Source organism: Streptomyces sp. NPDC002057, from assembly GCF_040296665.1.
In the GTDB taxonomy this organism is placed as follows: Bacteria; Actinomycetota; Actinomycetes; order Streptomycetales; family Streptomycetaceae; genus Streptomyces.
Window position 1 is genome coordinate 31,544 of sequence record NZ_JBEOXR010000034.1, and the last position, 24,996, is coordinate 56,539.

General features: G+C 73.2%; 23 protein-coding genes. 16 read left to right on the forward strand and 7 right to left on the reverse strand.

Features of this window, described 5'->3' with window-relative positions; genetic code table 11:
* Positions 1–14 precede the first annotated feature (14 nt).
* Both ABT129_RS24390 and ABT129_RS24395 read right to left on the reverse strand, forming a co-directional pair.
* Entirely contained in the window at positions 15–701 is a 687-nt protein-coding gene (locus ABT129_RS24390) for a L,D-transpeptidase family protein (RefSeq protein WP_351905340.1), read from the reverse strand.
* A gap of 10 nt (positions 702–711) precedes the next feature.
* A complete protein-coding gene (locus ABT129_RS24395) occupies positions 712–1,311 on the reverse strand; it encodes a pyridoxamine 5'-phosphate oxidase family protein (RefSeq protein ID WP_351905343.1) in 600 nt (199 codons plus the stop codon).
* A 178-nt stretch (positions 1,312–1,489) separates the two neighbouring features.
* On the opposite strand from ABT129_RS24395, the gene argH reads away from it, so the two are divergent.
* On the forward strand, positions 1,490–2,917 hold the full coding sequence (argH, locus tag ABT129_RS24400; protein WP_351905345.1) for an argininosuccinate lyase: 1,428 nt from the start codon (positions 1,490–1,492) through the stop codon (positions 2,915–2,917).
* Positions 2,918–2,961: 44 nt separating this feature from the next.
* Here the strand turns inward: argH and ABT129_RS24405 are convergent, their stop codons facing one another.
* Positions 2,962–3,471 carry an HAD domain-containing protein gene (locus ABT129_RS24405; RefSeq protein ID WP_351905346.1) on the reverse strand — a complete coding sequence of 170 codons (510 nt, stop codon included), beginning with the start codon at positions 3,469–3,471 and terminating at the stop codon, positions 2,962–2,964.
* 84 nt (positions 3,472–3,555) lie between these two features.
* Here ABT129_RS24405 and ABT129_RS24410 point away from each other — a divergent pair, with 84 nt between their 5' ends.
* Together ABT129_RS24410 and ABT129_RS24415 are read left to right on the forward strand one after the other, a co-directional pair.
* On the forward strand, positions 3,556–4,107 hold the full coding sequence (locus ABT129_RS24410; protein ID WP_351905348.1) for a TetR/AcrR family transcriptional regulator: 552 nt from the start codon (positions 3,556–3,558) through the stop codon (positions 4,105–4,107).
* On the forward strand, positions 4,104–5,648 hold the full coding sequence (locus tag ABT129_RS24415) for an MFS transporter (protein ID WP_351905350.1): 1,545 nt from the start codon (positions 4,104–4,106) through the stop codon (positions 5,646–5,648). The genes ABT129_RS24410 and ABT129_RS24415 overlap by 4 nt, the downstream gene beginning before the upstream one ends.
* A gap of 71 nt (positions 5,649–5,719) precedes the next feature.
* Here the strand turns inward: ABT129_RS24415 and ABT129_RS24420 are convergent, their stop codons facing one another.
* Positions 5,720–6,391 carry a lysophospholipid acyltransferase family protein gene (locus tag ABT129_RS24420; RefSeq protein WP_351905352.1) on the reverse strand — a complete coding sequence of 224 codons (672 nt, stop codon included), beginning with the start codon at positions 6,389–6,391 and terminating at the stop codon, positions 5,720–5,722.
* 220 nt (positions 6,392–6,611) lie between these two features.
* Between ABT129_RS24420 and ABT129_RS24425 the strand changes: the two genes are divergently transcribed.
* From ABT129_RS24425 to ABT129_RS24435, 3 genes are all read left to right on the forward strand, one after another.
* Positions 6,612–7,793: a glycerophosphodiester phosphodiesterase gene (locus ABT129_RS24425; RefSeq protein WP_351905354.1), complete on the forward strand. Its 1,182-nt coding sequence runs from the start codon at positions 6,612–6,614 to the stop codon at positions 7,791–7,793.
* A 102-nt stretch (positions 7,794–7,895) separates the two neighbouring features.
* Complete coding sequence (locus tag ABT129_RS24430) at positions 7,896–8,501, forward strand: sigma-70 family RNA polymerase sigma factor (RefSeq protein WP_351905356.1); 606 nt, start codon at positions 7,896–7,898, stop codon at positions 8,499–8,501.
* A 37-nt stretch (positions 8,502–8,538) separates the two neighbouring features.
* Positions 8,539–9,042 carry a GNAT family N-acetyltransferase gene (locus tag ABT129_RS24435; protein WP_351905358.1) on the forward strand — a complete coding sequence of 168 codons (504 nt, stop codon included), beginning with the start codon at positions 8,539–8,541 and terminating at the stop codon, positions 9,040–9,042.
* Between the two features lie 28 nt (positions 9,043–9,070).
* Here the strand turns inward: ABT129_RS24435 and ABT129_RS24440 are convergent, their stop codons facing one another.
* Positions 9,071–9,505 (reverse strand): hypothetical protein, encoded by a 435-nt coding sequence (locus ABT129_RS24440; RefSeq protein ID WP_351905360.1) that lies wholly within the window; start codon positions 9,503–9,505, stop codon positions 9,071–9,073.
* 2 nt (positions 9,506–9,507) lie between these two features.
* Entirely contained in the window at positions 9,508–9,870 is a 363-nt protein-coding gene (locus ABT129_RS24445) for a hypothetical protein (RefSeq protein WP_351905362.1), read from the reverse strand.
* 572 nt (positions 9,871–10,442) lie between these two features.
* Between ABT129_RS24445 and ABT129_RS24450 the strand changes: the two genes are divergently transcribed.
* From ABT129_RS24450 to ABT129_RS24485, 8 genes are all read left to right on the forward strand, one after another.
* On the forward strand, positions 10,443–11,522 hold the full coding sequence (locus tag ABT129_RS24450; protein ID WP_351905363.1) for a methionine ABC transporter ATP-binding protein: 1,080 nt from the start codon (positions 10,443–10,445) through the stop codon (positions 11,520–11,522).
* Entirely contained in the window at positions 11,519–12,187 is a 669-nt protein-coding gene (locus tag ABT129_RS24455; protein ID WP_351905365.1) for a methionine ABC transporter permease, read from the forward strand. Before ABT129_RS24450 ends, ABT129_RS24455 begins: the two co-directional genes overlap by 4 nt.
* Positions 12,188–12,281: 94 nt before the next feature.
* Positions 12,282–13,136, forward strand: coding sequence for a MetQ/NlpA family ABC transporter substrate-binding protein (locus ABT129_RS24460; RefSeq protein WP_351905367.1), 855 nt, complete (start codon positions 12,282–12,284; stop codon positions 13,134–13,136).
* Between the two features lie 197 nt (positions 13,137–13,333).
* Positions 13,334–13,969 (forward strand): GNAT family N-acetyltransferase, encoded by a 636-nt coding sequence (locus ABT129_RS24465; RefSeq protein ID WP_351905369.1) that lies wholly within the window; start codon positions 13,334–13,336, stop codon positions 13,967–13,969.
* A 69-nt stretch (positions 13,970–14,038) separates the two neighbouring features.
* Positions 14,039–15,280, forward strand: a complete 1,242-nt coding sequence (cbiE, locus tag ABT129_RS24470; protein WP_351905371.1) for a precorrin-6y C5,15-methyltransferase (decarboxylating) subunit CbiE — start codon at positions 14,039–14,041, stop codon at positions 15,278–15,280.
* Between the two features lie 316 nt (positions 15,281–15,596).
* Entirely contained in the window at positions 15,597–19,223 is a 3,627-nt protein-coding gene (cobT, locus tag ABT129_RS24475; protein ID WP_351905373.1) for a nicotinate-nucleotide--dimethylbenzimidazole phosphoribosyltransferase, read from the forward strand.
* A gap of 427 nt (positions 19,224–19,650) precedes the next feature.
* Positions 19,651–20,913, forward strand: a complete 1,263-nt coding sequence (gene cobA, locus ABT129_RS24480; RefSeq protein ID WP_351905375.1) for a uroporphyrinogen-III C-methyltransferase — start codon at positions 19,651–19,653, stop codon at positions 20,911–20,913.
* 95 nt (positions 20,914–21,008) lie between these two features.
* Complete coding sequence (locus ABT129_RS24485) at positions 21,009–21,827, forward strand: TrmH family RNA methyltransferase (RefSeq protein WP_351905377.1); 819 nt, start codon at positions 21,009–21,011, stop codon at positions 21,825–21,827.
* 33 nt (positions 21,828–21,860) lie between these two features.
* Here ABT129_RS24485 and ABT129_RS24490 read toward each other — a convergent pair whose 3' ends face one another.
* On the reverse strand, positions 21,861–23,105 hold the full coding sequence (locus ABT129_RS24490; protein ID WP_351905379.1) for a serine/threonine-protein kinase: 1,245 nt from the start codon (positions 23,103–23,105) through the stop codon (positions 21,861–21,863).
* A 511-nt stretch (positions 23,106–23,616) separates the two neighbouring features.
* Between ABT129_RS24490 and ABT129_RS24495 the strand changes: the two genes are divergently transcribed.
* Together ABT129_RS24495 and ABT129_RS24500 are read left to right on the forward strand one after the other, a co-directional pair.
* Positions 23,617–23,784: a hypothetical protein gene (locus ABT129_RS24495; protein WP_351905380.1), complete on the forward strand. Its 168-nt coding sequence runs from the start codon at positions 23,617–23,619 to the stop codon at positions 23,782–23,784.
* A 148-nt stretch (positions 23,785–23,932) separates the two neighbouring features.
* Positions 23,933–24,970, forward strand: coding sequence for a phosphotransferase family protein (locus tag ABT129_RS24500; protein ID WP_351905382.1), 1,038 nt, complete (start codon positions 23,933–23,935; stop codon positions 24,968–24,970).
* The last annotated feature ends 26 nt before the right edge of the window (positions 24,971–24,996 follow it).

Consider the following 24,996-nt stretch of genomic DNA (forward strand, 5'->3'; position numbering starts at 1 on the left):
GGTGCGCGGGAAGCTCAGTAACGCGTGATCGCCGTCGGACCGCCCCGCGTTCCGACGGCGATGTGCGGCCGGCGCGCGGGATCGGCCCAGGCGAGCACCGCGCGCATGGCGTCCGCCGGTACGGAGACACAACCGGCGGTCGCCCCCCGTCCGTTGACGTGCAGGAAGATCCCGGCGCCGCGCCCGCGCACCGGACGGTCGTAGTTGAAGCCGATCACCAGCGCGTGGGCGTACTGCCCGGTGTACGAGACGAGGCGCTCGGCCTGGGCGGCCCGGCAGTCCCGGGGCAGCCCCTCGACCCAGCGGTTGTAGGAGCGGGAGTCGTTGTCCTGGCACCACCAGGAACGCCGGCCCACGCGCGCGTAGCGGTACGAGGTCCCCGCGGGCGCGGGCGCGATCCCGAAGGCGTACGGCAGCCGGTACAGGCCGGTGGGCGTGGTGTTCGTGCCCTGCCGGCGCCGGGTGCCGTCGGCGAGCCCCTTCGCCCCGAACCGGGCGGGCGCGGAGCCGGCCCGCACCCACCGCCCGTCGCGCCGGTCCCACCAGGTCAGGGTGCCGGTGGTGGCGTGGGTGTCCGCGGCCTCGGCGGTGATCAGCTGGGAGCCGCCGCCGGTGTCCGCCATCCGCTCGGGCAGCGGTGCGGGTGCGGGCGCGGCGCCCAGGGACAGCAGGGCGGCGCCGAGCAGGAGGAGGGTGCGCATGGGCGCGAGGCTAATCGGCGTGCAGCGGCGGGAGGGGGAGCGGCAGCGCGGGCAGCCCGTCGAGGCTGGTGGCGATGTGGTCCTTGCGCTCGCAGTACGCGTTGAACTCGTCGTCCGTCTTCCGGTTGAAGTACTCGGCGTGCAGCGTCCGGTCCTCCTGGTACTCCATCAGCGGGACGGCGAACCCGCAGGCGTCGCTGACCCGTCGCGCGTGCACGACGACGATCGCCCGCGCGCTGCCCTGCCCCTCGACGGCCTCGGCGGGGAACCGGGCGAACAGCTCCGCCCAGCGCGGGTCGTCCCGGAACACGGCCTCCCCGGTCCCGTGCACCCGTACGACGGTCGGCGGTCCGGAGAACGCCGTCCACATGAGGGTGATCCGCCCGTTGCCGGGCTCCCGCAGGTGGGCGATGGTCTCGGCGCTGCTGCCGCCGAAGTCGACGTAGGCGAGGGTCAGTTCGTCGATCACGACGAGGGTGCCCCGGCGGCCCTTGGGGGAGAGGTTGACGTGGCCGTCCCCGGCGAGAGGGGCGGTCGCGGTGAAGTACACCGGCTGGGCCTCTATGAAGGCACGGAGTCGTCCGTCGATGTGGTCATACGTTTTTCCCATGCCCGGGATTCTCCCGAACCGCCGGTCCGGCCGCGAGGGCGTTCTGCCCGTCGGTCCCGGCAGGCGCGATCCCGGACGCGGTGGGCCGCTGGGGTGGCGCGCCCCTCGTCGATTGACGAATCATGCGGAGTTCTGCATACTCATGCATATCGATGGTCGCGAGGACTGAGGAGCAGCAGTGAGCAGCAACAACGGAGATGTCCGGCTCTGGGGCGGACGGTTCGCCGACGGTCCCGCCGAGGCCCTCGCGAAGCTCTCCGCGTCGGTCCACTTCGACTGGCGCCTCGCGCCGTACGACATCGCCGGCTCCCGTGCCCACGCGCGCGTGCTCCACAAGGCCGGGCTGCTCACCGAGGACGAACTGACCCGCATGCTCGCCGGCCTCGACCTGCTGGAGGCCGACGTCGCGGACGGCTCCTTCGTCGGCACCATCGCCGACGAGGACGTCCACACCGCCCTGGAGCGGGGCCTCCTGGAGCGCCTCGGCCCGGACCTCGGCGGCAAGCTGCGGGCCGGCCGGTCCCGCAACGACCAGGTCGCCACCCTCTTCCGGATGTACCTGCGCGACCACGCCCGGATCGTCGGCGGCCTCGTCGCCGACCTCCAGGACGCCCTGGTCGGCCTCGCCGAGGCGCACCCGGACGTCGCCATGCCCGGCCGTACGCACCTCCAGCACGCCCAGCCCGTGCTCTTCGCCCACCACGTCCTGGCCCACGTCCAGTCCCTCTCGCGGGACGCCGAGCGGCTGCGGCAGTGGGACACCCGGACGGCGGTCTCCCCGTACGGCTCCGGTGCCCTCGCCGGTTCCTCGCTCGGGCTCGACCCGGAGGCGGTCGCCAGGGACCTCGGCTTCGAACGCGGCTCGGTCGGCAACTCGATCGACGGCACGGCCTCCCGCGACTTCGTCGCCGAGTTCGCCTTCATCACCGCGATGATCGGCATCAACCTCTCGCGGATCGCGGAGGAGATCATCATCTGGAACACGAAGGAGTTCTCCTTCGTGACCCTGCACGACGCCTTCTCCACCGGCTCGTCGATCATGCCGCAGAAGAAGAACCCCGACATCGCCGAGCTGGCCCGCGGCAAGTCCGGCCGCCTCATCGGCAACCTCAGCGGCCTCCTCGCCACCCTGAAGGCCCTCCCGCTCGCGTACAACCGCGACCTCCAGGAGGACAAGGAGCCGGTCTTCGACTCCTGCGACCAGCTGGAGGTCCTGCTCCCGGCCTTCACCGGCATGATGGCCACGCTCACCGTCAACCGGGAGCGCATGGAGGAGCTGGCCCCGGCCGGCTTCTCGCTCGCCACGGACATCGCGGAGTGGCTGGTCAAGCAGGGTGTGCCGTTCCGGGTGGCGCACGAGGTGGCCGGCGAGTGCGTGAAGGTCGCCGAGTCCGAGGGCAAGGAGCTGGACGAGCTGACGGACGAGCAGTTCGCCAAGATCTCCGAGCACCTCACCCCCGAGGTCCGCACGGTCCTGAACGTCCCCGGCGCCCTCGCCTCCCGCGACGGCCGCGGCGGCACCGCCCCCTCGGCGGTCGCCGTCCAGCTCGTCGAGGTCAAGGCGGACCTGGTCATCCAGCACGCCTGGGCCACCGCCAAGAAGTAGCCCCCGGGGGCGTCACGGCGCCCCCGGACGCAGCCCTCGGAACGTCACAGCGCCGCCGCCCACTCCGCGAGCGCGTCGAAGTCCGGCCGGATCAGCCCGATCCGTGGATCGACGTGCAGGAGCAGGGCGGCGGCGAGGTGGTTCCGCTCGACGTACTCGTGGTCGTACGAGGTGATGTCGTCGTCCACCCAGGCGAACGGCCGCCCCGCCGCGTACTCCAGGAGGTACTGCGTCTTCCAGAAGGTCCCGCGAGGGGCCTTTCCGTGCATCCGGGGCCAGTCGACGAACGGCAGCTCGGGCAGCCCGAGGTGCGGCCCGATCCACTCGTTGGCCTCGCCCTTCCAGGTCGTCGCCCAGACCAGCTCGTACGCCTCGGCGAGGGCGCGCAGCTCGGCCCCGTGGTCCGGGTTGAGCCAGACCCGCAGCGGCTTCCCGTCGAACCAGCCCGAGGGCCGCATCCGGTGGGTCGTGTACCCCTCCGGCCGCCGCTCGCGCTGCGCCGCGTACGGATTCAGCGGCCCGTCCACATCGATGAGCAGCAGTGGCTTCGTCATGTTCACAGCATCCCGTCCCCGCCCCGGTGAGGCGTTGATTTATCGAATGAGACATTGATGTCTCATTAGGTGTATGGTCGTCTCATGTCAGTCGATCGCACCCAGGTGCTCCGCGCCGCTGCCGCCCTGCTCTCCCGCAAGGCGACCGCCACCATGGACGAGGTCGCCCGGGCCGCCGGGATCGGCCGCGCCACCCTGCACCGGCACTTCGCCGGGCGGGACGCCCTGGTGCGCGCGCTCGAAGAACTCGGGCTGCAGGAGATGGAGGCCGCCCTCGACCGGGCCGGGCTCGACGAAGGCCCCGAGGACGCGGCCGTACGCCGGCTCGTGGCCGAGGTGGAGGACGTCGCCCCCCTGCTGTCGTTCCTCGTCACCGAGAACCAGCTCTTCGAGGGCGAGCAGCAGCACGAGGGCTGGGCCCACGTCGACGCCCGCGTCTCCGCGCTCTTCCGGCGCGGACAGGAGCGGGGCGTCTTCCGGATCGATCTGACCCCCGCCTGGCTCGCCGAGGCCTTCTACGGGCTCGTCGGCGCCGGCGCCTGGGCCGTGCAGGACGGCCGGGTCGCCGCCAAGGACTTCCAGTACATGATCGCCGAGCTGCTGCTCGGCGGAGCGCGCAGGAGCGTGGAGAAGTGACCGTCAGCACCCTCAAGACCACGGGCCATACGGAGGGCGTGCGCCGCCCCGGCCGGTGGCTCGCCCTCTCCGTCCTCGTCCTGGCCGTCCTCCTGGTGGCGGTCGACGCCACGGTGCTCGGCCTCGCCACCCCCTTCCTCTCCGAGGACCTGAAGCCCTCCGGCACCCAGCTCCTCTGGATCGGCGACGTCTACTCGTTCGTCATCGCCGGTCTCCTGGTCTCCATGGGCAGCCTCGGCGACCGCATCGGCCGCAAGAAGCTGCTCCTGATCGGTGCCGTCGCCTTCGGCGCCGTCTCGGTCCTGAACGCCTACGCGACCACCCCCGAGATGATGATCGTGGCCCGTGCGCTGCTCGGCGTCGCCGGCGCGACCCTGATGCCGTCGACCCTGGCGCTCATCCGGAACCTCTTCCACGACCCGCGCGAGCGCAGCCTCGCCATCGGCATCTGGGGTGCCATGGCCTCGGCCGGCGCCGCCGTCGGACCGGTCGTCGGAGGGTTCCTCCTGGAGCACTTCTGGTGGGGCTCGGTCTTCCTCATCAACCTGCCCGTGATGGCGGTCCTCGTCCTCGTCGGCGTCAAGCTGATCCCCGAGTCCAAGAACCCGAACCCGGGCCCCTGGGACGTGCCGAGCGTCGGGCTCTCCCTCGTCGGCATGATCGGAATCGTCTACGCGATCAAGGAACTGGCCTCGCACGGCCCGTCCCTCGACGCGGCAGCCGCCGCCCTCCTCGGCGCGGCCGCCCTGACCTGGTTCGTCCGCAGGCAGCTGACCCTGCCCTCGCCGCTCCTGGACATGCGCCTCTTCCGCCACCGCGGCTTCTCGGGCGCCGTCCTCGCCGACCTGCTGACCATCCTCGGCCTCTCCGGCCTGGTGTTCTTCCTGTCCCAGTTCTTCCAGCTGGTCCAGGGCCGCCAGCCCCTGGAGGCCGGACTCGCCGAACTCCCGGCGGCGGTCGGCGCGGTCACGGCCGGACTGATCGCGGGCCTCGTGGCCCGGCGCTTCTCCGTCCGGCTCGTGGTGGCCGGCGGTCTCGCGGCGGTCGGCCTCTCGCTCGCCGTCCTGACGACGCTCGACCAGCACACCGGCTACCCGCTGCTCGGTGCCGCCCTGCTCGTCGTCGGTGTGGGCGCCGGTTTCGCCTTCACCGTCACCGCCGACGTGATCCTCTCCAGCGTCCCGAAGGAGCAGGCCGGTTCCGCCTCCGCGGTCTCCGAGACCGCGTACGAACTGGGCGCCGCCCTCGGCATCGCCGTGCTCGGCTCGATCGTCACCGGTGTCTACCGGGGCTTCGCCACCCCGGCCGGAGTCCCCTCCGACGTGGCGTCCGCGGCGCACGAGTCGCTCGGCGGCGCGGTCGAGTCCTCCGGCGTCCTCGCCCCGGACACGGCGACGGCCCTCGTCTCCGCCGCCCAGGCGGCGTTCGTCGACGGTCTGCGGATCGCGGCCGGCGTCGGCGCGGCGGTCCTCCTCGCGACGGCGGTCGCGGCCTGGTTCCTGCTCAAGGGCCAGAAGCTGGAGGACGGCGTCGAGCACTGACGCCCGGCCCCGGACGTGACGGTGCCCCGTACAGCGCTGCTGTACGGGGCACCGTCACGTCTGCACGGCGCCTACGCGGCCTTCGCCTTGGTGGCGTACATGTCCACGTACTCCTGCCCCGAGAGCCGCATGACCTCGGTCATCACCGAGTCCGTCACGGCCCGCAGCACGTAGCGGTCGCGGTCCATCCCGTCGTACCGCGAGAACTCCATCGCCTCGCCGAAGCGGACCGTCACCTTGCCGGGACGCGGGAAGCCCGCCCCGCCCGGCTGGATCTTGTCGGTGCCGATCATCGCGAACGGCACCACCGGCGCGCCCGTCATCAGGGTGAGGCGCGCGATACCCGTGCGGCCCCGGTACAGCCGGCCGTCGGGGGAGCGGGTGCCCTCCGGGTAGATCGAGAAGATCCTGCCCTCCTCCAGGACCCGGCGCCCGGTCATCAGCGCCGCGACACCGCCGCGGCCGCCGTCCCGGTCCACCGGGATCATGCCGACGCTGGTGAAGAACCAGGCCATCGCCCGGCCCTTGATGCCCTTGCCCGTCACGTACTCGTCCTTGCCGATGAAGTAGACCGGACGGTCCAGGCAGATCGGCATGATCATCGAGTCGATGAAGGTCAGGTGGTTGCCCGCGAGGATGACGGGACCGGTCCCCGGAATGTTCTCGGCGCCCTCCACGCGGGGGCGGAACATCAGGCGCATGACCGGCCCGAGCACGGCCTTGATGATCGCGAGACGGGACAACGGTTCCTCCGGTGGGACGCGGGTCAGTCGAGCCGACGGTGCAGCTGAGGACGATACTCGCGGGTCACCACCGTACGCACATCGGGTTCACCGAGTGGATACGCAGTGTTGACGTGAGTTTCCGCCATGTTCCGCCGGGGTCTGCCGTCCGTAGGGGGTCGGTGCCTAGCGTCGGGGGCACCCGTCGACAGGTACGGGACAGGACACAGGAGGACACCTCATGACCCAGGGCGAACGCCGGATCCCGGCACGGCGCACGGTTCTCGGAGCGGCGGGCGCCACCGTCCTCGGCGCGTCCACGGCCCTCGCGGCCGGCGCGGGCACGGCCCGGGCCGCCGGGTCGGGCACCGCCGGCGCCGCCCACGGTCACGGCCGCGGCTACCGCTCCCTCCCCGTCCCCACCGTCATCGCCCACCGCGGCGCCAGCGGCTACCGCCCCGAGCACACCCTCGGCTCCTACCGGCACGCCCTCGACCTCGGCGCCCACGTCATCGAGCAGGACCTCGTCCCCACCAAGGACGGGCACCTCGTCTGCCGCCACGAGAACGACATCACCGGCACGACCGACGTCGCCGACCACCCCGAATTCGCCTCCCGGAAGACCACCAAGAGCGTCGACGGCATCGCGTACACCGGCTGGTTCACCGAGGACTTCACCCTCGCCGAGCTCAAGACCCTGCGGGCCAAGGAGCGCATCCCCGGCACCCGCCAGGAGAACACCCTCTACGACGGCCGGTGGACGATCCCCACCTTCGAGGAGGTGCTCCGCTGGGCCGAGGAGGAGGGCCGCCGCCGGGGCCGCGAGATCTGGCTCCACGTCGAGACCAAGCACCCCACCTACTTCCGCTCCCTCGGCCTCGGCCTGGAGGAGCGGCTCGCCAGGCTGCTCCGCCGCTACGGACGCCACCGCGCGAACTCCCCGGTCTTCCTCCAGTCCTTCGAGCCCAGCAGCGTCCAGCGCCTGGCGAAGCTGGTGGACTCGCCCGGCGTGGTCCTGCTCTCCGGCGCGACCACCCGCCCCTGGGACTTCGTGCAGGCCGGGGACCCGCGCACGGTCGCCGACCTGGTCACCCCCAAGGGCCTGCGCTGGATCGCCTCGTACGCGAAGGGCATCGGCCCGACCCTCGACCTGGTGATCCCCAGGGACGCGAGCGGCCGTCTCGGCGACCCCACCACCCTGGTCCGCGACGCGCACGCGGCGGGCCTGATCCTCCACCCGTACACCCACCGCAACGAGAACTCCTTCCTGCCCGCGGACTTCCGCCGGGGCACGGACCCGAACGCCTACGGCGACTCCTTCGGCGCGCTGAAGCGGTACCTGGAGACGGGGATCGACGGCATCTTCTCCGACAACCCGGACACCGCCCTGCTCGGCGCGGCGGACCTCACCGCCCGCGACTAGGAGGCGCGTGCGGGCCCCCCGACCGGGCCCGCACACCCCCCTCCCGGGTGGTTTGAGCCCCGTACCGCAACCACGCCCGCGTCCCCCGGCATGGAGCGGTTCATGACGACCCCCGGCACCACCGCCCCCGCCAGCACGAGCGACCTCACCACCCCCGCCCGCACCGGCGGCACCGCCACCCCCGGGCTCCTCGCCTCCCTCGCGCCGCTGCTCGCCGCCGAGTCGGACGCCGAGGCGCCGGCCGCCGGTGTCGATCCGGGCGATCTCGAACAGGCCGTCTGGCTCCGCCTCCTCGAACAGCTCCAGGAGACGGGCACCGCCCCCGAGCGGCCCGCCGAATGGCTCCGCCGGGCCGTCCGCGCCGAGGCCCGCCGGGCCCGCCGGACCAGCGACCGCGAACGCCCCTACCGCGACGAGCCCGCCGACGACCCCACCGGCTCCCTGCCCCACGGCTCACCCGAGCACTCCCTGATGGCGGCCGAGGGCCGCCGCACCCTGCGCGCCGCGGTCACCAGGACGCCCGGCCGCTGCCCCCGCGTGCTGACCGCGATGCTCGACCCCGAGGACCCCACGTACCGGGAAATCGCAGGAGAGTTGGGTATCTCACAGGGCAGTCTGGGGCCGATGCGTTCCCGTTGCCTGGGATGCCTGCGCAGAATGCTGGCTGCAGAGGTTCCCGCCCCCGGTCGACGGGGAAGGGTGCGTTAAACCGATGATCGACCAGATGAGCGGGAGGCGTGCACACATGGGCCTGAGTGTGACCATCTCAGCGGCGGACGCACGGGACGCGGAGCACATCCTGAAGCTGCAGTACCTCTGCTACCAGAGCGAGGCGGAGCTGTACGGGGACTGGTCCATCGAACCGCTCACCCAGTCGCTCGACGACCTGCGCACCGAACTCGACGAGGGGTACGGGCTCGTGGCCCGGCTCGGTGACGAGGTCGTCGCCTCCGTACGGGCCCGCCTCGACGAGGACGGCACGGTGCGGATCGCCAAGCTGATCGTGCACCCGCGGCTGCGGCGCCACGGTCTCGGCGGCAGACTCCTCGACGGCATCGAGCGCCACTTCGCCGACCCCACCGGCACCGCCGGGCCGCCCGCGCCGTCCGCCAAGCGCTTCCAGCTCTTCACCGGCCACCGCAGCGAGGGCAACCTCCGCCTCTACCGCCGCAAGGGGTACGCGCAGACCGGCACCCGCGAGGTCGGCCCCAGGCTCACCCTGGTGACCCTGGAGAAGGCCGCGGCCTGACCGCCGCGACCCCTTCGGCCGTCCCGGCTCAGGCGGCGGTCGCGGTACGCGACCTGCGCAGCCACCAGATGCCGGACAGCGGAAGCAGGACCGGAATGAAGAGATAGCCGTAGCCGTAGTCCGACCAGACCGTGGTGTCCGGGAAGGCGGACGGCTCGACCAGCGTCCAGGTCCCGACGATCAGCACGCCCGCGAGCTCGGCGGCGCAGCACACCAGCGCCGCCCTCCGGGCCGTCTCCCCGCCCCGTACCAGCGTGTAGGTGATGAAGGCGTAGACGACGGCCGCCACCGCCGACAGGGAGTACGCGAGCGGCGCGTGGTCGAACTCGGTGGTGATCTGGTAGATCGAGCGGGAGACCGCGCCGACCGACATCACGCCGTACAGCCAGACCAGCAGGATGCCCGGGCCCGTGACGAGACGGGTCCTCGCGCCCTGTGCCGCCTTCTCCTGCGTCCCGGTCATGGTCAGCCCACCGTCCAGATGTCGTAGAGGCGCACTTCGAGCACGGCCAGGACGACCGCTCCGGCGGCCACCGTGGCCGAGCCCCACCGGCTGCGCTCCGCGAGCGACATGAAACCGGCGATGGGCACCGCGCACAGCGCCCCGATCAGATAAGCGACGAAGATCGTCGCGCCCTCCTCCGCCTGCTCGCCGCGCACCAGCTGCACGATCCCGACGATCAGCTGGACCAGGACGAGGAAGGTCACCACGGCCATGCCGATGAAGTGCCAGTCCTTGGTCGGCTGGTCGCGGAGGGCGGCGAAGCCGCACCAGGCGGCGAGGGCGAGCGCGGCCACGGAGACCGCGACCGTCAGGGCGTCAAGCATGCGCCCGAGGGTATTACGGTCCGAAAGGCCCGATGCGCTCGCCCCCCGCGCCTCCGCCGCCGCCCCGCGCGCGGACCGTGGCCTTGGCCACACCGGGCCCCCGCGCCGCCCGCCCCACCCCCTCGCGATCACCGATCCACCGGGCCCGTCCCCGCAGGCCACACCGGGGAATCGGACCGGAACGGAAGCCTCCGAAGTGTCCGCATGGCGTCTCAACGACGTCCGCTATTCGGACAGCCCCCTTTCGTTCGCACCTGCGCATGCTTTACTTGCAGACATGACCACGACGAGCAGCCGCATCCTTGCGACCGAGGCGATCCTTACGCCCGGTGCTCGTTGTATGTGTCGAATGTGCGCCTTCTGAGGGCCCCCGCCTGAGTTTCGCGCCCCGAAGCGAGACCCGACGGCTGTGCCGCTCCTCCCGCCGACCGGCGGCGGAGCGTGCCCGCCCCGCGCACAGCCCACTCCCGGCCCGCCCGCCGGAGCGGCCTCCGTGCGCCTGACTGTCCGAAGACGAATGCCCCGTGCACGACGGACCCCGCGTCGTGCACTCGACAGTGACGGAAACCCCTGTGATCACCACTTCGGGCCTGACCAAGGTCTACGAGTCGCGCGGCCGGCAGGTCACCGCTCTGGACGGCGTCGACCTCCACGTCCGCGAGGGCGAGGTGTTCGGCGTGATCGGCCAGAGCGGCGCCGGCAAGTCCTCGCTCATCCGCTGCGTCAACCTCCTGGAGCGCCCCACCTCCGGCACGGTGACCGTCGACGGCGTCGACCTCACCGCCCTCGCCGGGAAGGGCCGCCGCGCGGGCAAGGACCTGCGCCGGGCGCGCAGCAGCATCGGCATGGTCTTCCAGCACTTCAACCTGCTGTCCTCCCGCACGGTGAAGGACAACATCGAACTCCCCCTGGAGATCCTCGGCGTCTCCGGCGCCGAGCGGTCCCGCCGGGCCCTCGAACTCCTCGACCTGGTCGGCCTCGCCGACAAGGCCAAGTCCTACCCCGGCCAGCTCTCCGGCGGACAGAAGCAGCGCGTCGGCATCGCCCGCGCCCTCGCCGGCGAGCCCAAGGTCCTGCTCTCCGACGAGGCCACCAGCGCCCTCGACCCGGAGACCACCCGCTCCATCCTCCAGCTGCTGCGCGACCTGAACCGGCAGCTCGGCCTGACCGTCCTGCTCATCACGCACGAGATGGACGTCGTGAAGACGATCTGCGACTCCGCCGCGCTGATGCAGCACGGCCGCGTCGTCGAGACCGGCACCGTCGGTGAACTGCTCGCCACCCCCGGCTCCCAGCTGGCGGCCGAGCTCTTCCCGGTCAGCGGCTCCCACACCGGCCCCGACCGCACGGTCGTCGACGTCACCTTCCACGGAGAGGCCGCGACCCAGCCGGTCATCTCCCAGCTCTCCCGCACGTACAACATCGACATCTCGATCCTCGGGGCGGCGATGGACACCGTGGCCGGCAAGCAGATCGGCCGGATGCGGATCGAGCTGCCCGGGCGGTACGAGGACAACGTCGTCCCGGTCGGCTTCCTGCGCGAGCAGGGGCTCCAGGTCGAGGTCGTCGAGGAAGCGGTCGTCGAAGAAACGGTTGTCCAGGAATCGGTGTCCGACGTGGCGACCGTGCTGGTGAAGGAAGGTGCCAAGTGACCTGGTCCGAGATGCAGCCCCTGCTGGAGCAGGGCACCGTCGACACGCTCTACATGGTCCTGTGGGCCACCGTCGTCACCGTCCTCGGCGGCCTCCCGCTCGGCATCCTCCTCGTCCTCACGGACACGGGCGGACTGCTGCAGAACCTGGCCGTGAACAAGATCGTCGGTGCGATCGTGAACGTGGGGCGCTCGCTGCCCTTCATCATCCTGCTGATCGCCCTGATCCCCTTCACCACCTTCGTCGTCGGCACCTTCATCGGCCCGACCGCGATGATCGTGCCGCTCGCCATCGGCGCCATCCCCTTCTTCGCCCGCCTCGTCGAGACCTCGATCCGCGAGGTCGACCACGGACTCGTCGAGGCCGTCCAGGCCATGGGCGGCGGCATCCCCACCATCGTCCGCAAGGTGCTGCTCCCGCAGGCCCTGCCCTCGCTGGTCTCGGGCGTCACCACCACGGTCATCGTCCTCATCGGCTACTCGGCGATGGCCGGCGCGGTCGGCGGCGAAGGCCTCGGCTCCAAGGCCGTCACCTACGGATACCAGCGCTTCGACACCACGTTCATGCTGGTCACCGTCGTCGTCCTGGTCCTCGTCGTGACCGTCGTCCAGCTCATCGGCGACGGGGTCGTACGGCTCCTCGCCCGCCGGGGCCGCACCGCGTAACGGCCCCCCGGCCCCCCCAGACTTCGTCCTTTCGAAGAACAGCCCGGACTTGTTGTCCAGGCGTCCACCGCACCACCGGAAAGAGGCACTCTTCGTGCGTAAGAACATCAAGCTCACCGCCGGTATCGCCGCCACCGCTGCCCTCGCCCTCGGCCTCAGCGCCTGCGGCACCTCCTCGGACCCGTCCTCCTCCAAGGACGCGGCCGGCGCCGCCGACAAGCCGCTCGTCGTCGCCGCGTCCCCGACGCCGCACGCCGACATCCTCAACTACGTCAAGGACAAGCTGGCCGCGAAGGAAGGCCTGAAGCTGGAGGTGAAGGAGTTCACGGACTACGTCCTGCCGAACACCGCCACCCAGTCCGGCCAGGTCGACGCCAACTTCTTCCAGCACAAGCCGTACCTCGACGACTTCAACCAGAAGAACAAGACCACCATCGTCCCCGTGGTCAACGTCCACCTGGAGCCGCTGGGCCTCTACTCCAAGAAGCTCGCGTCGGTGAAGGACATCAAGCCCGGCCAGACCATCGCCGTGCCGAACGACACCACCAACGGCGGCCGCGCGCTCCAGCTGCTCGCGGAGAACGGCCTGATCACCATCAAGCCCGGCGTTGGCACCAACGCCAAGATCTCCGACATCACCGACAAGAAGGGCCTGGAGTTCAAGGAGCTGGAGGCCGCCACCGTGCCCCGCGCCCTGAACGACGTGGACGCCGCCGTCATCAACGGCAACTACGCCATCGAGGCCAAGCTGGAGCCGGCGAAGGACGCCCTCGTCCTGGAGAAGGCCGAAGGCAACCCGTACGCCAACTTCCTCGCCGTCAAGGAGGGCAACGAGAAGGACGCCCGCGTGCAGAAGCTCGCCAAGCTCCTCAACTCGCCCGAGGTGAAGAAGTACATCGAGGACACCTACAAGGGCTCGGTCATCCCGGCCTTCGGCGCCGTCAAGTAGGGCCCGGCCGTCCGAGGGGCCGTCAGACCGGTTCCCCCGTACAGTCCTTGTGCAGAAGGCCCCCGCATCCCGTCCGGTGCGCGGGGCCTTCGCCGTACCCCCGCCCGACACCCCACCCGGCCATGCGCACCGGCGGTCGCATGCTGCATGCTGTGCGTTCACGGTCGATTCGGACGGTCCACGGCATGGAGCTGAGCATGACTACCACCTTTCCGGACATCTCCATCAACACGGACCGGTTGGTGCTGCGCGCGCTCGAAGAGGCGGACGCCCCCGCCCTCGCCGACATGATGAACGACGAACTCGTCGGCGCCTGGACCGCCGTGCCCCAGCCCTACACCGAGGCCGCCGCCCTCCACTGGATCACCGAGTACGCGCCCACCGAACGCGCCGCGGGCCGCGGCATCGACCTCGCCGTCACCGAGTTCCTCACCCAGCGCCTGGTCGGCGTCGTCCAACTGGGCAACACCGACTGGCGCGTCCGCTCCACCGAGATGTCCTACATCATCGCCCCCTGGGCCCGCGGCGAGGGCTACGCCTCCGAAGCGGCGCTCGCCACCGCCCAATGGCTCTTCGGCGACCAGAAGTTCGAGCGCCTCGAGCTGCGCACCGCCGCCGACAACACCGCCTCCCAGCAGGTCGCCCAGAAGATCGGCTGCATCAGCGAGGGCGTCCTGCGCAACGCCTGCATAGCCCGCACCCGCACCGAGGACGGCGGCTGGACCGAACTGCGCACCGACTTCATCGTCTGGGGCCTCCTCCCCGAGGACCTCGACGACGTCGCCGACCAGATGGCCGAGGCCGGATACTCCTCGTACACCGACTGGAACTGATCCCGGACTCCCTTCCGGGGTACCCTCGGCACGCCCCCGACCTGCGACGACACCAGGAGACAGACGACCATGGCCGACCGCGTCACGGTGATCGGCTGGGACGGCTCGCCCCTCACCGCGGCGGCCCGGTCCGCGCTCTCGGCCGCCACCCTGGTGGCCGGTGCCGCGCACCACCTGGCCCTGCCCGAGGTACCGCCCGCCGCCGAACGCATCCGGCTCGGCAGCGTCGACCTCGCCGCCCGCCGCATCGCGGGCCACCGCGGCACCGCCGTCGTCCTCGCCGACGGAGACCCCGGCTTCTTCGGCGTCGTCCGCACCCTGCGCGCCCCCGAGCACGGGCTGGAGGTCGAGGTCGTCCCCGCCGTCTCCTCCGTCGCCGCCGCCTTCGCGCGGGCCGGGATGCCCTGGGAGGACGCCCGGACCGTCGTCGCCCACCAGCGCACCCTCCGCCGCGCCGTCAACGTCTGCCGCGCCCACCCCAAGGTCGCCGTCCTCACCTCCCCCGGTGCGGGACCGGCCGAGCTCGCCCTCCTCCTCGACGGCGTCCACCGCACCTTCGTCGTCTGCGAGGAACTCGGCACCGACCGGGAACAGGTCTCCGTCCTCACCTCCGACAAGGCCGCCGACCACGCCTGGCGCGACCCGAACGTCGTCCTCGTCATCGGCGGCGTCACGGGCGGCGGCACCCCCGCCGCCGCCCCCTGGCTCTCGGGTCAGGACACGTCGGGCCACCCGGTCCGCGGCTGGGGCCTGCCCACGGAGGAGTACGCCCCCGAGGGGTACGCCACCGCCCGCAGGACCGGCGCGGGCGGGGACCCCTCCCTGCGCGCCCTCCAACTCGCCCGCCTCGGCCCCCGGGCCGGCGACCTCGTCTGGGACATCGGCTGCGCGGGCGGCGCCTTCTCCGTCGAGGCGGCCCGCTTCGGCGCCGCCGTCATCGCCGTCGACGCCGATCCGGCCGCCTGCGCCCGCACCGAGCAGGCCGCCCGCCGCAACGGCGTCCTCCTCCAGACCGTCCCCGGGCGCGCCCCGCACGTCCTGGAGAACCTGCCCGAACCCGATGTCGTCCGGATCGGCGAGGGCGGTGTCGCCGTCGTCACCGCCTGCACCGACCGGCGGCCGGAACGCATCGTCGCCCACGCCTCCACCCGCGACGAGGCCGAGGCGATCGGCGCCGCCCTCGCCGACGGCGGCTACACCGTGGAGAGCCTCCTCCTCCAGACCGTCGGGCTCGAACCGGACGACTGGTCGGAACGCGAGCGCTCGGTCGTCTTCCTGCTCTCCGGCCGCAGGACCGACCTTTCCCACTGACCGAACCCGTGCCCCTGCCGCCCGCGCGGGCAGGTAGGCTGGCCGATTGTTGTACCGCATCCGGATGTTCGGCGCTTCGTTCGCCAATGTCCCGAAATGGTGGCCAGATCGCGCCGCTGATGTGGTAGGCGACAAGGGGGGACCGCGCGACGTGGCGCAGTCCACAGCGCACCGTGGCGGATCTCCCTGCCACGAGGGCCGCGGGCCGCGACAATGTACGGGTGTCCGCGTGTCCTTCGTGCCGCGCGGCGCGCGCGCTCGTTCTTGTCGACGGGCGCAGGTCTGAAGGAGCACAAGCGATGGGCGAGGGGTACGCATGACGGACACCGGCCAGGTCCCGGGCGAGGGGCTGCCGGAGAACGCAGGCATGGTCGAGCAGCCGGGCATCCCCGCTCCGGGCGCGTACACCTTCCTGGACCCCTCCGAGCACACCACCGAGGACGACGACCTGCTTCTGATGCCGGGCGCCCAGGGCGCCTGGAGCGAGCACCCGCCGGGCGTCGCGCCCGCACCGCCGGTCGCGGTCCCGCCGCCGGCACCCGTCCTCCCGCACCAGTCGGCACCCCACGAGAGCGTGCCGCGGGCGGCCGTCCCGCACCCGGCGTCCCCCGACGCGCAGACCCCGCCGCACGACCCGCTGACGGCCCCGCTGGACTCGATCGCCCTCGGTGACGTCCTCACGGCCCCGCAGAGCCACACCCCGCCGCAGGGCGTCCCCGTCGGCACCCCGCCGCACGGCGTGCCGCTGGACCAGTACCCCGGCACTCCGGCCCACGGCGTCCCGCTCGGCCACCAGCCGAACGGCACCCCGGCCCACGGCGTTCCGCTGGACCAGCAGTTCACCGGTACCCCGGCCCACGGCGTCCCGCTGGACCAGCAGTTCACCGGTACCCCGGCCCACGGCGTCCCCCTGGCACCCCAGGAGCAGGCGCCCACCGAGCACGGCTACGAGCCCGGCATCCTCGACACCGGCGCGCACGAGGCCGCCGGTCGCGACTCCGGCTCCGTGGACCTCAGCGGGGTCCGTGTGCCCCCGCCCGCCACGGCGCCGACCCCGCAGCCCGCCCGCCGTCCGCTGCACATGGGCCCGGCCGTCCCCGAAGCCGGCGGCGTCGTGCTCTCGCTGGCCGACCGCGGCCCCGCCGCCGCGCACGCCCCGGCCCCCCAGCCCGCCCCGGTCCCCGTACCCGAACCGCTCGTGGCCACCGGTCCCGCGCCCGTACCGGTACGGAACCCGGGCCCGCCGACCACCGGCCCCGAGTACTTCGACATCGCGCAGGACCAGCAGCTCGCGCCGCAGGGCGCCGAGCCGTGGGCCGCGCAGCCGCAGGAGACCGCGGCCGCCCCGCCGGCCGAGTCCCTTTCCGCAGAAACGGTCGTCCCGCAGAGCGGCCAGTTCATCCAGGTCGAGGGCAACGTACCGACGACCCCCCACCTGGCCCCGGTCCCGGCGACCGAGCCGGCTCCCGAGGAGGCCGCGACGGCCCCCGAGGCCCCGGCCGACGAGGTCACCGACGCCCCGGCCCCGGTCGTGGAGGCCGCCCCGGAGACCGTCGACGCCCCGGTCACCGTCCCCGCCCCGCGCGAGGGCGAGCCCGCGGCCGAGACGCCCGAGCCCGTTCCGGCGGACGCCGAGGAGCCCGAGCCGGTCGCCGTCCCCGAGCCGGTCGCGGTCCCCGAGGCCGTCGCCGTGCCCGAGGCCGTCGCCGTCCCCGAGGCCGAGCAGGCGCCGGAACCCGTGCCGGCCGAGGAGCCGGTCGCCGAGGCCCCGGCCGAGGTCGCCCCGGCCGAGGAGCCCCAGGCCGAGCCGGTCCCCGAGGCCGTGGCCGCGGAGGCCCCTGAGGAGGCCCCCGTCGAGGCGGTCGCCGACGAGGTCCCGTTCGTCCCGGAGGACACGCCGGAGCAGACCCCCGAAGCGACCCCCGGACCGGAAGCGGCCACCGAGCAGCCGGCGGAGCCCCTCCCGGAGCCGGTCGAGGCCGCGGAGGACGCCCCCGAGGCGCTGCCGCAGGAGCCGGCGGCCCCCGAGGAGTCCGCCGAGGAGTCCGCCGAGGCGACCCCCGCGTCCGACCTGCCGGAGCAGTCGCCCCAGGCCCGGCCCGTCGCGGCCGCCGCCCCGGAGGACGACCGGCTCACCCCGGAAGCCGACCGGCCCGCCCCCGAGGACGAGCCGACCGACCCGGAGGACGACGACCGGCCCGTGGCCGAATCGGCCCCGGCGCCCGGCTACGACGACGCCGAGCGCGAGGCGGTCCTCCGCGTCATGCGCGAGCGCCGCGACATCCGCAACGGCTTCCGCTCCGACCCGATCCCGCACGAGGTGCTGCTCCGCGTCCTGGAGGCCGCCCACACGGCCCCCAGCGTCGGCCACTCGCAGCCCTGGGACTTCGTCGTCATCCGCTCCGCCGAGACCCGGCAGACCATGCACGAACTGGCCGGGCGCCAGCGCGAGGCGTACGCCAAGTCGCTGCCGAAGGCCCGGGCCAAGCAGTTCAAGGAACTGAAGATCGAGGCCATCCTCGACACCCCGGTCAACATCGTGGTGACGGCCGATCCCACCCGGGGCGGCCGCCACACCCTCGGCCGCTACACGCAGCCGCAGATGGCCCCGTACTCCTCGGCGCTCGCCGTCGAGAACCTCTGGCTCGCCGCCCGCGCCGAGGGCCTCGGCGTCGGCTGGGTCAGCTTCTTCGACGAGCGCGAGATGGTCCGCGCCCTCGGCCTGCCCGAGCACCTCGAAGTCGTCGCGTACCTCTGCGTGGGGTACGTCGACGAGTTCCCCGAGGAGCCCGAACTGATGCAGGCGGGCTGGTCCAAGCGCCGCCCGCTGGCCTGGGTCGTCCACGAGGAGACGTACGGCCGCCGCGCCCTGCCCGGCGAGGAGCCGCACGACCTGCTCCAGGAGACCATCGCCGGCATCCGCCCGCTGGACGCCAAGGCGCTCGGCGAGGCCTGGGAGCGCCAGAAGCGCATGACCAAGCCCGCGGGGGCCCTGGGCATGCTGGAGATCATCTCCGCCCAGCTCTCCGGCCTCTCCCGGGTCTGCCCGCCGCCGATCCCCGAGCCCGCGGCCGTGGCGATCTTCGCGGGCGACCACGGCGTCCACGCGCAGGGCGTGACGCCCTGGCCGCAGGAGGTCACCGGCCAGATGGTGGCCAACTTCCTCGGCGGGGGAGCGGTCTGCAACGCCTTCGCCAACCAGGTCGGCGCCGAGGTCTGCGTCATCGACGTGGGCGTCGCCTCCGAACTCCCGGCCACCCCCGGCCTCCTGCCCCGCAAGGTCCGCCCCGGCACCGGCGACTTCACCACGGGGCTCGCCATGAGCCGCGACGAGGTCCTGGCCGCGATCGAGGTCGGCATCGAGACGGCCCGGGACCTGGTCGCCGCCGGGAACAAGGCGCTCCTCACCGGCGAGATGGGCATCGCGAACACCACCGCGTCCGCCGCCCTGATCTCCGTCTACACCGATGTGGACCCGGCCGAGGTCACGGGCCGCGGCACGGGCATCAACGACGAGACGCACGCCCGCAAGGTGGACGTGGTCCGGCGCGCCCTGGCCCTGCACCGGCCCGACCCGGAGGACCCCATCGGCGCCCTCGCGGCGGTCGGCGGCCTGGAGCACGCGGCCCTCGTCGGCCTGATCCTGGGCGCGGCCTCCCTGCGGACCCCGGTCATCCTCGACGGGGTGTCCACCGGTGCGGCGGCCCTCGTGGCCCGAGCCATCGCGCCGGAGTCCCTCGCGGCCTGCATCGCCGGTCACCGCAGCGCCGAGCCCGGCCACGTGGCCGCGCTCAACAAGCTGGGGCTGCGCCCCCTGGTCGACCTGGACCTCCGTCTCGGCGAGGGCACGGGCGCACTGCTCGCCCTCCCGCTGGTGCAGAGCGCGGCCCGCGCGATGCACGAGGTGGCCACGTTCGACTCGGCCGGTGTGACAGAGAAGTAGCGGCACCCCCGGCGCGTCTCCCGCCCACGATGGGAGTGGGGGACGCGCCGGGGCCGTGTTCGGGACGTAAAGCGTGATTCGTGGCGCGGAGAAGAAGCGCTCAGCTCTCCAGGGCCGGACACGCGCCGTACATCATGCAGTCCCGAACACGACCCCGGAGCGGCCCCCACACACGACGTGCCACCGGGCAAGGCCCACCGTGAATCAGCCCTCCCACCCACCAGGAAACGATCCCCACCCCCACCAGGGAACGATCCCCACCCCCCACCAGGGAACCGTCCGGCCCCCACCCAGGAGCCGTCCTACCCCCGTCCGGGAGATCCGTCACAGAGTGACGCCCCAGGGCCACGGATATCGTGGTCCTACCAGCCGCTTCACCGCAGCAGCGGCCCGCGCCAGCACCCGCCCTCCGAGGAGCCGCTCACCCATGGCCGAGCACGCCGATCACACCGCCCCAGCGACGACGCACCCCGCCTACCCCGTAGGCCTGCGCCTCGCCGGCCGCCGGGTAGTCGTCCTCGGCGGCGGCCAGGTCGCCCAGCGCCGGCTCCCCGCCCTGATCGCCGCGGGCGCCGACATCACCCTGATCTCCCCCTCCGCGACCCCGTCCGTGGAGGCGATGGCCGAGGCCGGCGAGATCACGTGGACGAAGCGGCGCTACGAGGACGGCGACCTCGCCGACGCCTGGTACGCCCTGGTCGCCACCACCGACCCGGTCTCGAACGCCGCCGCCTCCGCCGAGGCCGAGCGGACCCGGACCTGGTGCGTGCGTTCCGACGACGCGGAGGCGGCCACCGCCTGGACCCCGGCCACCGGCCGCGGGGAGGGCGTCACCGTGGCCGTGCTCACGGGCCACGATCCGCGACGCTCCGCCGCCGTGCGGGACGCGATCCTGGAGGGCCTGCGGGACGGTTCGATCGCGGCCCCGCAGCACCGCGCGCGCACCCCCTTCGTGGCCCTGGTCGGCGGTGGCCCCGGCGACCCGGACCTGATCACGGTGCGCGGCCGCCGTCTGCTCGCGGAGGCGGACGTGGTCATCGCGGACCGCCTCGGCCCCCGGGACCTCCTGGACGAGCTGCCCCCGCACGTCGAGGTGATCGACGCGGCCAAGATCCCGTACGGCCGGTTCATGGCCCAGGAGGCCATCAACAACGCGCTGATCGAGCACGCGAAGGCGGGCAGGTCCGTCGTACGGCTCAAGGGCGGCGACCCGTTCGTCTTCGGCCGGGGCATGGAGGAGGCGCAGGCGCTCGCCGCCGAGGGCATCGCCTGCACGGTGGTGCCGGGCATCTCCAGCTCGATCTCGGTGCCGGGCGCTGCGGGCATCCCGGTGACGCACCGGGGCGTGGCCCACGAGTTCACGGTGGTCAGCGGCCACGTGGCCCCGGACGACCGGCGTTCCCTCGTCGACTGGGCGTCGCTGGCGAAGCTCACCGGCACGCTCGTCATCCTGATGGGCGTGGACAAGATCGGGAAGATCGCCGAGACGCTGATCGCCCACGGCAAGGACCCGGAGACTCCGCTGGCCCTGGTCCAGGAGGGCACGACGGCGGCCCAGCGCCGGGTGGACGCCACGCTCGCGACGGTCGCGGAGACGGTCAGGGCGCGGGAGGTCCGTCCGCCCGCCGTCATCGTCATCGGCGACGTGGTGACCGAGGGCCCGAACCGCCCGACCGGTCCGGCCGTCTGACGGGCCCCACCCACCTGCGCGACCCCTCCCCGAGGGTTCCCGAACCCCACCGCACACACATTGGCACCACACGCCGGACAGGGCAGTATCACACCGTGGCCGAACTCATCACGATCGACGACCCCGACGACCCGCGCCTGCGCGACTACATCGGTCTGACCGACGTAGAACTCCGCCGCAGACGGGAGCCGGCCGAGGGCCTGTTCATCGCCGAGGGCGAGAAGGTCATCCGCCGGGCCAGGCAGGCGGGGTACGAGATGCGGTCGATGCTGCTCTCCGCCAAGTGGGTCGACGTGATGCGGGACGTCATCGACGAGGTCCCGGCGCCCGTGTACGCGATCCAGCCGGACCTCGCGGAGCGGGTCACGGGCTACCACGTGCACCGGGGCGCCCTCGCCTCGATGCAGCGCAAGCCGCTCCCGGACGCCGCCGAACTGCTCGTGGGCGCCCGCCGCGTGGTGGTGATGGAGTCGGTGAACGACCACACCAACATCGGCGCGATCTTCCGCAGCGCGGCGGCGCTCGGCATGGACGCCGTGCTGCTGTCGCCGGACTGCGCGGACCCGCTGTACCGGCGTTCGGTGAAGGTGTCGATGGGCGCGGTGTTCTCGGTGCCGTACGCCCGCCTGGACAGCTGGCCGCGCGGCCTGGAGACGGTGCGGGAGGCGGGCTTCAAGCTGCTGGCGCTGACCCCGGCCGAGAAGGCGATGTCGATCGACGAGGCGGCCCCGCACCGCCTGGAGCGGGTGGCGCTGATGCTGGGCGCGGAGGGCGACGGCCTGTCCACACAGGCCCTGCGCGCCGCGGACGAGTGGGTCCGCATCCCGATGGCCCACGGCGTCGACTCGCTGAACGTGGGCGCGGCGGCGGCGGTGGCGTTCTACGCGGTGGCGACGGGCCGCCCGGAGTCCTGAGCCCCGCGGGAGAAGCCAGCGGCCCCGCCGCGGCTACCCCTGGAGCGCCTGGGCGGCGGCGATGCCGAGCGCCACGACCAGGGTCACGACGACGAAGACGAAGAGCCGCTGCCGCAGCAGCCGAGGGTTGGCGGGGCGGCGGCCCGTCGATGTCGAGCGCCCGCCGGGCCGGGTGGCGGGGCGCCCCCCGGTGCGGGGTCCGGCGGAGGGCCGGGAGGAGGGCCCGGGCCCACGCCCGTGGCCACGCTCGGAGGAGCGCTCCGGCCCACGATCGGCCCCTCGGTCGGCCGCCCGCTCGGCGCCGCGCTCGGTGTTCCGGTCGACACCGCGACCGGGTGCGTCCCGCTCCGGCCCCCGGCCGGGCACGTCCCGCTCGGTGTAGCGCTCGGTCGGCCGCACGGCGTGCCGCTCCTCGGCCCGGTCGCGCTGGACGGGCGGCCGGGAGACCGGCAGCCCCTGCGCCTCGCGCGCTGCGATCTCCTTGAGCCGCATGGACAGCTGGAGCGTGCTGGGCCGGTCCTCGGGGTCCTTCGCGAGACAGGCGCGGATGAGCGGCGCCAGCGCGTCCGGCACCCCGCTCAGCTGCGGTTCCTCGTGCACCACTCGGTAGAGCATGACCTCGGAACTGCCGTGCCCGAAGGGGGAGTCGGCCATCGCCGCGTACGCCAGGGTGGCGCCGAGCGAGAACACGTCGGTGGCGGGGGTGACGGCCGCGCCGCGCACCTGCTCGGGGGCGAGGAAGCCGGGGGAGCCGACGGCGGTGCCCACATGGGTCAGGGTGCTGGCCCCGGTGGCCCAGGCGATGCCGAAGTCGATGATCCGGGGGCCCTTGGGGGAGAGCAGGATGTTCGAGGGCTTCAGGTCGCGGTGCACGACCCCGGCCTCGTGGACGGCGACGAGGCCTTCCGAGAGCGCGGCCCCGATCGTGGCGACGTCGGCGGCGCGCAGCGCGCCCTCCTCGGCGACCCGGTCGTGCAGCGAGGGACCGGGTACGTACTGGGTGGCGAACCAGGGGCGCTCGGCCTCCAGGTCGGCGGCGACGAGCCGGGCCGTACAGCCGCCACGGATCCGCCGGGCCGCCGACACCTCACGGGCGAACCGCGAACGGAACTCCTGGTCCTCGGCCAGATCGGGCCGGATCACCTTCAGCGCCACCCGCTGGCCGCGCCGGTCGGACCCCAGGTACACGACGCCCATCCCGCCGGCCCCCAGCCTGCGGTGGAGCCGGAACGACCCGACGATCCGCGGATCCTCGCGCCGGAGCCGCATCATCGCCATGTCCGTCCCCTCGTCCGTTCGACGTGGCACAGCTTACGTAGTGGCGCCCGTACGTGCTCATAGGCCGCGCCCTCGCACCGGGATCGATTGTCAGTACTGAGGGGGAGAGGGGACGGCGGCCCGCAACGGGCACCGCGCCAACCCCCGGCCCCGACACCCCAGTTGACGATCAGTCCAGGAACGGGCCGCCGGGTCCCGGGGATGCCGGGGAAGCCCCCCGGACCAGGGCGTTCGTCCGGCCCCCGGCGATGTGGGCGAAGTCACGCCGCCGCCACCCCTCCGCCGGCCCTCCCGCAATCCCTCAGGGAAGACCCCGGCTTCCCGGCCCCCGTCTCCACCCAGGGGAGTACGCCGTCCGGCCGGGCGTCATCCTCCGGGAGGCCCGCAAGTCGGTACGCGGGCATGACGTCCAGGCCCTCCCGGCTCCCTAGTGTTGAGGTCAAGCGGCGGGTGCAGCACTCGTCCCCCGAGGTCACGCACCCGCCGCGCCAGACACGACAGGAGAGGAACCATGGCTTTCTCGGCACTTCGGACGAGCACGCAGCCTTCGAGCCGGCGTCACCCCCTGGTGGCCACCGCCATGGTCCTCCCTCTCGCGGCCCTGCTCGTGGTCGTCTTCGGCGGCTGGGAAGCGGTGGTCACACAGGCGTCGTCCGTGGGCGTGATGCTGGGGCGCTGAGAAGCGCCCCGGACCCGGGAGAGCGGCCCGGGTCGGGACATCCGGCCATCAGCCCCGTGGGGACGGGGGTGCGGCGGACGGCAGCGTGGGGCCGGTCAGCTGGGGAGCTGACCGGCCCTCGCGCCTTTCCGCCCCGTACGCTCCCTCCGTGGACTCCCCTCACCGGCCTCCCCTCGACCGGCTCGCCGCCCTCGCGCACGCCGCCGCCCACCGCCCGGGCACGCCCTGCCACTGCGCGAGCGGCCTCGTCGGAGTGCTGGCCGACCGGGACGACGGGACGGTCGTGCGTCACGGGCGGCTGGTCGCGAAGGCGCACGCGCCGGGTACGGACCCCGAGGCGCACCGCGCGCGTCTGGCACTGGCCGGCCACCCGGACGTCGCGGACATCCTCCTCCCGCCCCTCCCGACGCCCGCGCCCACTCCGGACCTCACCCCCGCCCGCACGCCCGGCGAACTCGACGGCCGCCCCGTCACGTTGTGGCCGTACGGCCCACCGGTCGACCCCGCGGACCCCGACGCCGCCCCGTGGGAGGAGGCGGCGACGCTCCTCGCCGGGCTTCACCGGACACCGCCGCCCCCCGGGTTGGCCGACCGGCTCCCGGAGATGCGGGCTCCCCTCAAGGTGGCCCTGGCGGTGGACCGGATGCGCGGGACGGCGCCGGACCACCCGGCGGCGGCGACGGTGGAGGCGGCCTGGCGGTCGATCCCCGACACCGCCCGGCGGCCGACCCCCGGCGGGGCCTCCCCGGCCACCCGGCTGCTCTGCCACGGCGACTTCCACCTGGGGCAGCTGGTGCGCGTGCCGGCTCCCGTACCGGCCCCGGCCGACCGGCCCGCACCCCCCGCCGCCTGGCGGCTCATCGACGTGGACGACCTGGGCCTGGGCGACCCCGCCTGGGATCTGGCCCGCCCCGCCGCCTGGTTCGCCGCCGGGCTCCTCCCCCCGGAGGTCTGGTCCCGTTTCCTCGGCGCGTACCAGCGGGCGGGCGGTCCCGCCGTGGGCGCCGATCCATGGATCCGACTCGACGTGCCCGCCCGTGCCCTGACGGTCCAGACCGCCGCCCTGGCGCTCGCCAAGTCGACGGCGGAGCACCGGCCGCTCGACGAGGTGGAGGACGTGATGATCGACACCTGTGCCCGTATCGCCGGACTCCGAACCGAATCGGCCGGTTCGGCGTCCCGTTAAGGTGAAGCACCATTCGAACGGCGAAG

Excerpts from the sequence above, each read along its gene's own strand:
- ABT129_RS24390 (WP_351905340.1), bottom strand. The coding sequence starts at position 701 with ATGCGCACCCTCCTCCTGCTCGGCGCCGCCCTGCTGTCCCTGGGCGCC.
- ABT129_RS24395 (WP_351905343.1), bottom strand. The coding sequence starts at position 1,311 with ATGGGAAAAACGTATGACCACATCGACGGACGACTCCGTGCCTTCATA.
- ABT129_RS24405 (WP_351905346.1), bottom strand. The coding sequence starts at position 3,471 with ATGACGAAGCCACTGCTGCTCATCGATGTGGACGGGCCGCTGAATCCG.
- ABT129_RS24410 (WP_351905348.1), top strand. The coding sequence starts at position 3,556 with ATGTCAGTCGATCGCACCCAGGTGCTCCGCGCCGCTGCCGCCCTGCTC.
- ABT129_RS24425 (WP_351905354.1), top strand. The coding sequence starts at position 6,612 with ATGACCCAGGGCGAACGCCGGATCCCGGCACGGCGCACGGTTCTCGGA.
- ABT129_RS24430 (WP_351905356.1), top strand. The coding sequence starts at position 7,896 with ATGACGACCCCCGGCACCACCGCCCCCGCCAGCACGAGCGACCTCACC.
- ABT129_RS24435 (WP_351905358.1), top strand. The coding sequence starts at position 8,539 with ATGGGCCTGAGTGTGACCATCTCAGCGGCGGACGCACGGGACGCGGAG.
- ABT129_RS24440 (WP_351905360.1), bottom strand. The coding sequence starts at position 9,505 with ATGACCGGGACGCAGGAGAAGGCGGCACAGGGCGCGAGGACCCGTCTC.
- ABT129_RS24445 (WP_351905362.1), bottom strand. The coding sequence starts at position 9,870 with ATGCTTGACGCCCTGACGGTCGCGGTCTCCGTGGCCGCGCTCGCCCTC.
- ABT129_RS24465 (WP_351905369.1), top strand. The coding sequence starts at position 13,334 with ATGACTACCACCTTTCCGGACATCTCCATCAACACGGACCGGTTGGTG.
- cbiE (WP_351905371.1), top strand. The coding sequence starts at position 14,039 with ATGGCCGACCGCGTCACGGTGATCGGCTGGGACGGCTCGCCCCTCACC.
- cobT (WP_351905373.1), top strand. The coding sequence starts at position 15,597 with ATGACGGACACCGGCCAGGTCCCGGGCGAGGGGCTGCCGGAGAACGCA.
- cobA (WP_351905375.1), top strand. The coding sequence starts at position 19,651 with ATGGCCGAGCACGCCGATCACACCGCCCCAGCGACGACGCACCCCGCC.
- ABT129_RS24490 (WP_351905379.1), bottom strand. The coding sequence starts at position 23,105 with ATGGCGATGATGCGGCTCCGGCGCGAGGATCCGCGGATCGTCGGGTCG.
- ABT129_RS24495 (WP_351905380.1), top strand. The coding sequence starts at position 23,617 with ATGGCTTTCTCGGCACTTCGGACGAGCACGCAGCCTTCGAGCCGGCGT.